This window comes from Candidatus Aminicenantes bacterium (genome assembly GCA_026393795.1).
In the GTDB taxonomy this organism is placed as follows: Bacteria; Acidobacteriota; Aminicenantia; order UBA2199; family UBA2199; genus UBA2199.
The window spans coordinates 1-9,707 of record JAPKZL010000211.1 but is presented as its reverse complement, the minus strand read 5'-3'; the positions used below and the strand labels follow the sequence as shown (position 1 = coordinate 9,707).

General features: G+C 58.9%; 10 protein-coding genes and 1 pseudogene. 2 read left to right on the top strand and 9 right to left on the bottom strand.

Features of this window, described 5'->3' with window-relative positions; translation table 11 throughout:
- Both NTW95_10365 and NTW95_10360 read right to left on the bottom strand, forming a co-directional pair.
- Positions 1 to 1,274, bottom strand: a 1,274-nt coding sequence (locus NTW95_10365) for an acyl-CoA carboxylase subunit beta (protein MCX6557815.1), incomplete at its 3' end; no start/stop codon positions are given.
- Between the two features lie 199 nt (positions 1,275 to 1,473).
- A complete protein-coding gene (locus NTW95_10360) occupies positions 1,474 to 1,899 on the bottom strand; it encodes a hypothetical protein (GenBank protein ID MCX6557814.1) in 426 nt (141 codons plus the stop codon).
- Positions 1,900 to 2,108: 209 nt separating this feature from the next.
- On the opposite strand from NTW95_10360, the pseudogene NTW95_10355 reads away from it, so the two are divergent.
- Positions 2,109 to 3,057 (top strand): annotated as a pseudogene (locus NTW95_10355) (sodium ion-translocating decarboxylase subunit beta).
- An 11-nt stretch (positions 3,058 to 3,068) separates the two neighbouring features.
- Complete coding sequence (locus NTW95_10350) at positions 3,069 to 3,230, top strand: hypothetical protein (GenBank protein ID MCX6557813.1); 162 nt, start codon at positions 3,069 to 3,071, stop codon at positions 3,228 to 3,230.
- Positions 3,231 to 3,456: 226 nt separating this feature from the next.
- Here the strand turns inward: NTW95_10350 and NTW95_10345 are convergent, their stop codons facing one another.
- From NTW95_10345 to ffh, 7 genes are all read right to left on the bottom strand, one after another.
- Positions 3,457 to 4,707: a ChaN family lipoprotein gene (locus NTW95_10345; GenBank protein ID MCX6557812.1), complete on the bottom strand. Its 1,251-nt coding sequence runs from the start codon at positions 4,705 to 4,707 to the stop codon at positions 3,457 to 3,459.
- 216 nt (positions 4,708 to 4,923) lie between these two features.
- Positions 4,924 to 6,576, bottom strand: coding sequence for a glutamate formimidoyltransferase (ftcD, locus tag NTW95_10340; GenBank protein MCX6557811.1), 1,653 nt, complete (start codon positions 6,574 to 6,576; stop codon positions 4,924 to 4,926).
- A complete protein-coding gene (gene trmD / locus NTW95_10335; protein MCX6557810.1) occupies positions 6,560 to 7,228 on the bottom strand; it encodes a tRNA (guanosine(37)-N1)-methyltransferase TrmD in 669 nt (222 codons plus the stop codon). Before trmD ends, ftcD begins: the two co-directional genes overlap by 17 nt.
- Entirely contained in the window at positions 7,225 to 7,719 is a 495-nt protein-coding gene (locus NTW95_10330) for a hypothetical protein (protein ID MCX6557809.1), read from the bottom strand. Before NTW95_10330 ends, trmD begins: the two co-directional genes overlap by 4 nt.
- Before the next feature lie 6 nt (positions 7,720 to 7,725).
- Positions 7,726 to 7,959 carry a KH domain-containing protein gene (locus NTW95_10325; protein ID MCX6557808.1) on the bottom strand — a complete coding sequence of 78 codons (234 nt, stop codon included), beginning with the start codon at positions 7,957 to 7,959 and terminating at the stop codon, positions 7,726 to 7,728.
- A gap of 1 nt (position 7,960) precedes the next feature.
- Positions 7,961 to 8,230 (bottom strand): 30S ribosomal protein S16, encoded by a 270-nt coding sequence (gene rpsP, locus NTW95_10320; GenBank protein ID MCX6557807.1) that lies wholly within the window; start codon positions 8,228 to 8,230, stop codon positions 7,961 to 7,963.
- A 38-nt stretch (positions 8,231 to 8,268) separates the two neighbouring features.
- Positions 8,269 to 9,600, bottom strand: a complete 1,332-nt coding sequence (gene ffh, locus NTW95_10315) for a signal recognition particle protein (GenBank protein MCX6557806.1) — start codon at positions 9,598 to 9,600, stop codon at positions 8,269 to 8,271.
- Between the last annotated feature and the right edge of the window lie 107 nt (positions 9,601 to 9,707).

Here is a 9,707-nt window from a genome sequence, read left to right as displayed (position 1 = left end):
GGCCAGGCCAGGTTGACGTCGCCGCGGATGTGCTTGGAATTCATGACGCAGTAGGCGCCGCCGTAGGCCTTGCGCACGATGACGGTGACCTTGGGCACCGTGGCCTCGGCGAAGGCATAGAGGAGCTTGGCGCCGTTGCGGATGATGCCGTTGTATTCCTGGCTGGTCCCGGGCATGAAGCCGGGGACGTCCTCGAAAACGACCAGCGGGATGTTGAAGGCGTCGCAGAAGCGGACGAAGCGGGCGGCCTTGATCGAGGCGGCGTTGTCGAGCACGCCGGCCATGACGTTGGGCTGGTTGGCGACGATGCCGACGGCCCTGCCGTTCAAGCGGGCGAAACCGGTGATGATGTTGGCGGCATAGAGGGGCTGGGTCTCGAAGAAATCGCGGTGGTCGACCACCAGGGTGATGATCTCCTTCATGTTGTAGGGCTTGTTGGGGTTTTCCGGGACCACGTCGTTCAGCTTGGTTTCCAGCCTGTCCAGCGGATCGCTGTTTTCCTGGCAGGTCGCGGCAACGGCGTTGTTCTGGGGCAGGAAGGAGAGGAGCTTGCGCAAGCCGTCAAAACAAGCGTCCTCGCTGGCGTAGGTCAGGTGGGCCACGCCGCTCTTTGTGGCATGGACGCTGCTGCCGCCGAGCTGCTCGGTGGTCACGTCCTCCTGGGTCACTTGCTTGACCACCTTGGGGCCGGTCAGGAACATGTAGGAGTTCTTCTCCACCATCAGGATGAAATCGGTGATGGCCGGCGAGTAAACGGCGCCGCCGGCGCAGGGGCCGAGGACCAGCGATATCTGCGGCACCACCCCCGAGTAGAGCACGTTGCGCAGGAAGATGTCGGCGTAGCCGGCGAGCGAATCGACCCCTTCCTGGATGCGCGCCCCGCCCGAGTCGTTGATGCCGATGACCGGGGCCCCCACCCTGGCCGCCATCTCCATGACCTTGACGATCTTCTCGGCGTAAGCCTTGGAGAGCGAGCCGCCGAAGATGGTGAAGTCCTGGGAAAAAATGAAGACCAGCCGTCCGGCGATGGTGCCGTAGCCGGTGATCACGCCGTCGGTCAGGGGCTGGTTCTTCTCCATGCCGAAATCCGTGCAGCGGTGGGTGACGAACATGTCGAATTCCTCGAAGCTGCCCGGGTCCAGTATCTTCTCGACCCGCTCGCGCGCCGTGTACTTGCCTTTCTCATGCTGGCTGGCGATCCGCTTCGAGCCGCCGGCCAGGCGGCCTTTTTCCTTGCGCGTCACCAGGTCAAGCAGTTTTTTTTCGAGCGCCATCGTGCCTCCATTTTAGTTTTCTTTTTAACATAGAAAACCCCGGCGGTCAAATGCCTGCGCTGAGGCTCGGTCAGGCACGCGGGAACCCTGGCGATGGAAAAAATATAGCGGACAGGCGCTCTGGTAGGGGTTCAATAGTCACACTATGGTTTCAGCAAGTTCCATAGTTGGCTGAAACCATCTAGTGTGACTACAATTTTTACTTATTGCCAGCCATGGCTTCGCCGAGCTTTTTCTGGGCTTCCTGGACTACGGGGTCGGACATGTATTGGGCGGCTTTCATCGAGGCCGACATGATGCGGCCCATGACTTCCTTCAACTTGTCCATCTCCGCCTTCAGCTCCGCCGGCGGCTCCGCCTGCTGCTTCATCTCCGGGAACTGCTCCTGGACTTTTTGAATGTCCGGGGCCAGGTCCTTGGAGGCTTCGGCGTAGGCGTTCAGCGCCGCGGCCACGTCCTGGGCGTTCCCCGCCTTCTCCATGGCGTCGGCATAGTTATTCATCATCGTGATCTGCTTGTTGATCAGGTCCTTGGCTGCGCCGTACTTGCCCCCACCGCCGCATGCCAACGCGCCGCCGATCATCAACACCGCCGCCAACCAAACCATCCGTTTGCCAATTTTCATCTTTCACACTCCTGTTTGATTTGTCCAGAAAATTTCACGCAAAAAGAAAAGTTGGATATTTCTTTTTTCGCTCCCTGACATTCTATATGTCTGGAAAAAAAAATGCAAGCGTGAAATCCGTGTCAAGCCGGACTGCCTTTCCCGGGCCGGGAATGCGTTGACAGGGGCGCTGAAAACATGTAGCATGAAAAATTGAAGCGAGGCAAAAAATGGAAGGTTTGTTCATCGGCTTCACGGCCATCACCTGGAAACAGCTGCTGATGATGGCCATCGGCGGCGTTCTGATCTACCTGGCCATCAAAAAGGAATACGAGCCGGCCCTGCTGCTGCCCATCGGCTTCGGCACCATCCTGGTCAACATCCCCTTCTCGTCGGTCCTTGACCAGTTCGAGGGCGGCCGCCAGGTCGCCGGGGCGCTGTCCATTTTTTTTCGCGCCGGCATCCTGACCGAGATATTCCCGCTGCTGATCTTCGTGGCCATCGGCGCCATGATCGACTTCAGCCCGCTGTTCCGCAAGCCGATCCTGCTCCTCTTCGGCGCCGCCGCCCAATTCGGCATCTTTTTCACCATGATGGCAGCCACCCTGTTCGGCTTCGGCCTGAAGGAGGCCGCGGCCATCGGCATCATCGGCTCGGCCGACGGCCCCACCTCGATCTACGTGGCCAGCCGCTTCGCCCGCAACCTGCTGGGCCCGATATCGGTGGCGGCGTATTCCTACATGTCGCTGGTGCCCATCATCCAGCCGCCGGTGATCCGGCTGTTGACCAGCCGGCGCGAACGGATGATCCGCATGGATGGCAGCCAGCCTGGTCACCCTGCTGCTGGGCATCACCATCGCCTCGACCATGACCGCCGAGCGCTTCCTGCAGACCTCCACCCTGTTCATCATCGGCCTGGGGCTCTGCGCGTTCGTCTTCGACACCGCCGGCGGCGTGCTCTTCGCCAAGCTGATCAACGTCTTCTTGAAAAAAAAGGTCAATCCGATGATCGGGGCGGCCGGGATCTCGGCCTTCCCCATGTCGGCGCGGGTAATCCATACCATGGGCCAAAAGGAGGACCCGTCCAACTACCTGCTGATGTACGCGGTCAGCGCCAACGTTTCGGGGCAGATCGGTTCGGTCCTGGCCGGCGGGCTGATCCTGGCCCTGGTCCACTAACGGAGGATGATATGTCGGAAAGCGTGTTGCGGATATTCAAGCAAGCCCTCGCCGTAACCGGAAAAGGGATGCTGGCGCTCTTCGCCTTCATGGCCGTTTTCCTGGTCCTGCTGCTGCTGGTCGACCGCATCTTCCCCGGTCGCGACGACGGTGCGGAAAATTCCAAATCCTGAAAAATATTTTACAACGTAGGGGTTCAATACGAGATCAAATGTAGGGGTTCAATACGAGATCAAATGAGATTTTACTAACACTATGTTTTTGGCCATTCAGAAAGTCGCCAAAAACATCTAATGTTAGTATAGTCACACTATATGGTTTCAGCAGATTATAAAGCTTGCTGAAACCATACTGTGACTTTATTGAACCCCTACATGAACCCCTACACGTATTTTTATATTATTTATTTTCCAAATCCTTCGATAGTACTATTTTTTTCCTGATCTCTAATTCAAAAGAGTCGTTCCAATTTTTCTGGGCCAGGATCAGGCGCAGGGCTTCCAGCGATTTGACCGGCACGCCATCGACGGCTAGAACAAGGTCGCCTACCCCCAGGCCCGCTTTCTCGGCCGGGCTTTCCTTCCCGACGCTGGCCACTTCGTACAGCCCGTCGCCGTTCATTCTGCCGCCGAAACCGGCGTCGGCAAAATAGGGCTTGTCCTCGGCGGCCACGGCAAAGACCATGTCGGCAAGGCCGCGCGAAAAGATGGCGGCGGGCGGCAGCTGTCCGGCCAGGGCCTTGACCATCGGGTTTTCCTCGGCGCCGCCCCCCGCTTTCTTGGCAACGACGGTCACCGGCACCAGGGTCAAGATGCGCGCCTTTTTATCGCGCAGCCGGTAGCGCCAGGGGATGCCCAAGCCGTAGGCCACGTGGGCGCTGCCGGCGATAATCACGCCCTTGGTGCCGCGGAACCCGGGCCGCGCCAGCGCCAGGCGCATCGACTCGGCCATAACCGTATCCCAGCACTTCTGGGCGACATAAACGTTCTGGAACCATAACGGCACCTGCACGGCGAATTCGCCCAGGGTGCTGCGCACGTAATATTCATGTTCGGGGTCGGTGCGGCCGACGCCGGGAAACATGGCCTGCTCTTCGGCCGACAGCGAGGCGAAGCCGCGCTTGGCCACCCGGCTGACCAGCTCGCGCGGGACGTTCAAACCCACCGCTTTCAGGCCCAGCTTTTTCACCGTTTCCAGCACCAGGCGCGTGTAGGCGTAGTTCATGCCGTTGCGGGCGTACCAGCCGGTTTGCCGCAGCAGCTCGGCTTCGTCGATCTTCCCGCCCAGGTAAAGGTCCAGGGCCGGGTCGTCGTTGCGATTGAAAAATTCGAACCCCACCAGCAGGCGCGGATGCGCTTTGGCCAGCGCTTCAATGAACTCCTTCTGCCAGAGATGGCAGGCGTGGCTGTCGTGGTACTCGCCGATGATGAAAACATCGCGGCCGAGATTCTGCCGGATCAGGCCGGGCAGGTCGATCTCCCGGCCGACGGCCGCATCCATGATCTTGCCGGCCGGCAGCGCCGCCGTAGCGAGGCGCTGCGGCGAGCGGCCGATAGGCAGCATGTCCAACGCGTTGTCTTCCGCCGCCCAGGCCGCAGTAGCCAGTAAGACGACCACAAACCATATCCACAACAAACGCTCGTGTTTCATAATTCCTCCCTCAGGGGCGGACTTTTCAGCCAACCACCTGATTCAAATCCCAATTTCCAAAACATATAAAAAAAGATTTTCTTCTGCAATTGTAGGGGTTCAATACGATCCCAATCGGTCTTTTATTGAACCCCTACCCCTGGCTTTTGGTCCATGGATTGCAGCCGTACACCGTACACCGTTTACCGTACACCAAGGCCAGTCTTGGATTTCCAACTAATCCGCAAACCCCTTGTCCATGACCGCCTTGATCTTGGCGACGGTTTCCAGCACCGCCGCGCACATGTTGCGCGCCTGGACGCGGGTCTCGCTGCGGAAAGAGCCGGCGGCCATTTCCTGGGTGTTGATCAGGACATTGTACAGCGCTCCCTCAGCGCATACGGCGGCGGTCAGCCCGGCCACGCCGGAGTCGGAAAGCGAGTTGCGGTTCCCTTTCATGGCTGCGACCAGGGCCAGCTCGGCCGCGGTCCGCGATTTTTCCAGGACCGAGAAGGGGATCAAGGTAGCCCCCTTGGTGGCTTCATCGATGGCATCCTGGCGGGCCTTCTTCTCTTCGTCGCTCTTCTTGGGCAGGGCGAAGGCGGCCATGAGGCGGTTGAAGGCCTCGGTGTCCTTGTCGATGGCTTCGATGAAGAAATCCTTCAGCGGCTGGGCCTTTTCGGCCACGATCTCCATCTCGCTGCGCACCTGTTCGTAGCCTTTCTTGGCGAAGGTCAGGTTGCAGACCATGGCGCTCAAACCGGCGGACAGGGCGCCGTTCAGGGCGGCGATGCTGCCGCCGCCTGGAGCCGGGGAATCGGAAGCCAGCTCGGCGCAGAAATCGACCAGGTTCATGGCGGCCAGGGGGCCGAGTTTTCGGAAGCGGTATTCGATGATCTTGTGCTCGGGCTTGAACGGGGAAATCTCGGCCAGGCCCAGGCTCTGCACGGCGGTGCGCACCAGTTCCTTCTCACCGACGCCGAGGCAGCCGCCCTGCTGGCGCAGGTAGTACCGACCGACCTGGAGCATGGCTTCCAGCGGGATCAGGCCCACCAGTTCGCTGCCGGTGACTCGCACGCCGAACTCGGCCGCCAGCCGCTCCGCCTCCTCGAAGACGCGGTGCAGCGGCGTGACGTTGTAATTGAGCAGGTTGACCGAGATCTGCGCCATCTGGTACTCGGGGATGTACCAGCCCACGGCGCGCACGGACTTGAGCGTGCCGGGGACGGTTTGTTTTTCGCCGTTTTCGGGATTCTTGACCGTATAGCCCTTTTCGCGCATGCGGTTGGCGATCTCCTTGGCCAGCTTGACGTTGCGGGTGTTGAGGTTGACGTTGTAGGCGATCAGGAACTCGCGGGCGCCGATGACCGTGGCCCCGGCCGTGCGGTTGAAAACGGCCTTGCCGAAATCGGGCTTGAATTCCTTTTTCTTGAGTTTTTCAGCCAGACCTTCGTATTCGCCTTCCCGGATGTAAGCCAGGCTCCGGCGCTCCTCGCAGGCGGCCGCCTCTTCGTACAGATACACCGGGATGGATAGCTCCTCGCCCACTCTCCGGCCCAGTTTTTTGGCGATCTCGACGCACTCGGCCATGGTCACCCCGGCCACCGGCACGAACGGGCAGACATCGGTGGCGCCCATGCGCGGATGGGCGCCGCTGTGCTTGGACATGTCGATCAATTCGGCGGCCTTCTTGATGGCCTGGAAAGCGGCTTCCACGACCCCGTTCGGGCTGCCGGCGAACGTCACCACCGTGCGGTTGGTGTCGCGGCCGGGATCGACGTCGAGCAGCTCGACTTCGGGCGTTTTTTTTATTTCGGCGCTGATCTGCTCGATGACGCCGGCGTCGCGGCCCTCGGAAAAATTAGGCACGCATTCAACTATTTTTTTCATTTTCCTTTCTCCTTGTTTTTCTGTTCTTCAGCCGCCATTGCCCGATCTGCTTGTGGTTGCCGGAAAGCAGCGTTTCCGGGACCGCCAGGTCGCGGTAGAGGCGCGGCTGCGTGTACTGCGGGAAAGCGTATTGATCCTCCCGATAAAAAGAATCGCCCGTGACCGATTCCGGGTTGCCGACCACGCCGGGGATCATGCGGCTGACCGACTCCAGCAGCGCTTCGGCCGCGATCTCACCGCCCATCAGCACGTATTCGCCCAAAGAAATCTCCTCGTCCACCAGCTGGTCGATGGCCCGCTGATCGACCCCTTCGTAGCGGCCGCAGATCAGGATCAAATGCTCCTCCTTGGCCAGGGATTTGATTTTCCTCTGCTTGAGGATGGGGGCGTAGGCGGAAAAGAGAATCACCCGCCCCGGCTGGCTTTTTCGGATCGCTTCGACGGCGCAAAACAGCGGATCGGGCATGAGCACCATGCCCGGGCCGCCGCCCAGCGGGCGGTCATCCACCTTGCGGTGCTTGTTGCGGCTGAATTCGCGTAAGTCATGGACGTCGACAACGATGCGGCCGCTCTGGATGGCCTTGTCGAGCAGCCCGTAGCGCAGGAAATTCCTGATCATTTCGGGAAAGATGGTGATGACGGAAAATTTCACCGGTTCAGGTCCCGCAGCCCATCGGGAGGGTCGATGATGATGCTTTTGGCGCGGCGGTCTACTTTTCGTACAATGCTGTCATGCCAGGGCACATAGAAGATCTCGCCGGTCTGGTCGTCTTCAACCTCGAGCAACTGGTTGAGCGAGTACTGCGGCTGGGCTTTGACCTTCCCCCAGCGGTTGCCCTGGCCGTCGAAAACAGCGAAGCCGAGCACGCTGGCCTGCCGCTTTGCTTTCACGACCGGCAAATCGCCATACAGGGAGTAACCGACGATTTTCAACGCCTCATGAATGGAATCGACGCCGGCGAAGGCGACGATGGCATCGTTCCCCGACGACGTGATGGCGGTGATTTTTTGCGGGCGGACGTATTTGCTCGACCGCAATTCAACCGAAATTCCCTCTCCCGGTAAAACTATGCCTGGGGAAAGACTGACAACCACTTCCCCTTTAATCCCTCGCGTCCGTAAAATTCTGCCGAAACAAACCAAAACCGATCACTGCTGTGGTTGATCGAAATTTTCGATTATTTCCAGGTTGTAACGCCTTTTCTGTTTCATGCCGGCGGCGGCCAGGATGGTGCGCATGGCCCGGGCCGTCCGGCCCTGCTTGCCGATTACCTTGCCGAGGTCGGACTGGTGCACGCGCAGTTCCAAAATCGTGGTCTGTTCCCCGTCGATTTGAGTTACGACAACTTGATCCGGATTGTCAACCAACGCTTTGCATACCATTTCAACTAGTTGTTTCACGTTGTCCTCCTTGTTTTGCTGTATTTACTTTTTTAACCAGCGATTTGACGGTGACCGATGGTTGGGCGCCTTGCTTAAGCCAGCGATTGTATTTCTCGAAATCGATTTTGATCTGCGCCGGTTCGACCAGGGGATTGTATGTACCAATTAATTCAATATATTTTGTTTCCCGGGGTTTTTCCCGGTCTACAGCCACGATGCGGTAATAGGGCTCCTTTTTTCCTCCGAACCTCGTCAAGCGAATAACAACCATGAAATGTGCTCCTTTGTCAGACTTGCGGAAACCCAAATTTACATCATTTTGGAAAAATTGTCAAATTTTTTCAAAATCTTCCTGAAAAACGGTTTTTTGAAGTTCTTTTTCATCTCGGTATAGCTTTTCAGAACCTGATTGACCTCGGAAACGGGTCGGCCCGAGCCGCGGGAAATGCGCAAACGCCGGCGGCCGTCGATGATTTTGGGGTTCTGTTTCTCCTTGGCGGTCATGGACTCGATGACGGCGGCCAGGTGGCGGATCCGTTTTTCGTCGACATGGACGTCGGCCATGTTGCCCTTGAACCCCAGGTTGGGGAGCATGCCCATCAGGTCGTCCATGGAGCCCATTTTCTGGATCTGGCGCAGCTGGCTTAAAAAATCATCGAGGCTGAATTCGTCGGCCAGCAGCCGCCGCGACAAGACCTCAGCCTGCTTGTGATCGAAATCCTTTTCCGCCTTCTCGATCAGGGTCAGCATGTCGCCCATGCCCAGGATCTTCGCCGCCAGGCGTTCGGGGTAGAATTTTTCCAGGTCGGCCAGTTTTTCGCCGCTGCCGATGAACTTGATCGGCTTGCCGGTGACGCTGACCACGGACAGGGCGGCGCCGCCGCGCGCGTCGGCGTCGAGCTTGCTCAGGATCAGCGAATCGATGCCGATTTTCTCCGAGAAACTAAGGGCCGAATTGACCGCGTCCTGGCCGGTCAGGGCGTCGGCCACGAAGATGACTTCGGTCGGCTGCAGCATTTCCTTGACCGCGCCCAGCTCGGCCATCAATTCCTCATCGATGTGCAGGCGGCCGGCCGTGTCGACGATGACGTAATCGTAGCCGTGGGCGGAGGCGTTTTTTTTCAGTTCGCGCGTCATGTCGGCCAGCTCATGGCCGGCGGGTGCGAAATAATTGACGCCGATCTCGCCGGCGATGATCGCCAGCTGTTCCCCGGCCGCCAGGCGCTTCAGGTCCAGCGTACAGAGGAGCGAACTTTTATCCAGGTTTTTCAGGTGCAAGGCCAGTTTTCCGGCCGTGGTCGTCTTGCCCGACCCCTGCAGGCCGACCAGCATGATGAATGCCGGCTTGACCGGGGCCTTGTTCAATTCTCTGTTCTCCGAACCCAGCATGGCCACCAGCTCCTGCTGGACAATGCGGATCACCTGCTGGCTGGGGTTCAGGCTTTCATGGATCTCGCGGCCCATGGCCTTGGCCCTGATGGCTTCGACGAATTTCTTGACCACCTTGAAGTTGACGTCGGCTTCGAGCAGCGACAGCCGGATCTCCTTCAAGGCCTGCTGCATGTTCTCCTCGGTGATCTGCACCTCGCCCCTGAGAAAGCGCAGCACCTTGTTCAAGCGGTTGCTCAGGTTTTCCAGCATATGGATTTTACTCGTTCAGCGTGGCCACCGATGGTTTTTGCGCCAGCCGCCAGACGGGGTATGGTCCCGGTTTGTTGCTCCACTGCTGGATGATGATGCGGTTGAAA

What these genes read in the sequence shown, in the direction of transcription:
- NTW95_10360 (MCX6557814.1), bottom strand. Translation starts at nt 1,899, where the DNA reads ATGAAAATTGGCAAACGGATGGTTTGGTTGGCGGCGGTGTTGATGATC.
- NTW95_10345 (MCX6557812.1), bottom strand. Translation starts at nt 4,707, where the DNA reads ATGAAACACGAGCGTTTGTTGTGGATATGGTTTGTGGTCGTCTTACTG.
- ftcD (MCX6557811.1), bottom strand. Translation starts at nt 6,576, where the DNA reads ATGAAAAAAATAGTTGAATGCGTGCCTAATTTTTCCGAGGGCCGCGAC.
- NTW95_10325 (MCX6557808.1), bottom strand. Translation starts at nt 7,959, where the DNA reads ATGGTATGCAAAGCGTTGGTTGACAATCCGGATCAAGTTGTCGTAACT.
- ffh (MCX6557806.1), bottom strand. Translation starts at nt 9,600, where the DNA reads ATGCTGGAAAACCTGAGCAACCGCTTGAACAAGGTGCTGCGCTTTCTC.
- NTW95_10350 (MCX6557813.1), top strand. Translation starts at nt 3,069, where the DNA reads ATGTCGGAAAGCGTGTTGCGGATATTCAAGCAAGCCCTCGCCGTAACC.
- rpsP (MCX6557807.1), bottom strand. Translation starts at nt 8,230, where the DNA reads ATGGTTGTTATTCGCTTGACGAGGTTCGGAGGAAAAAAGGAGCCCTAT.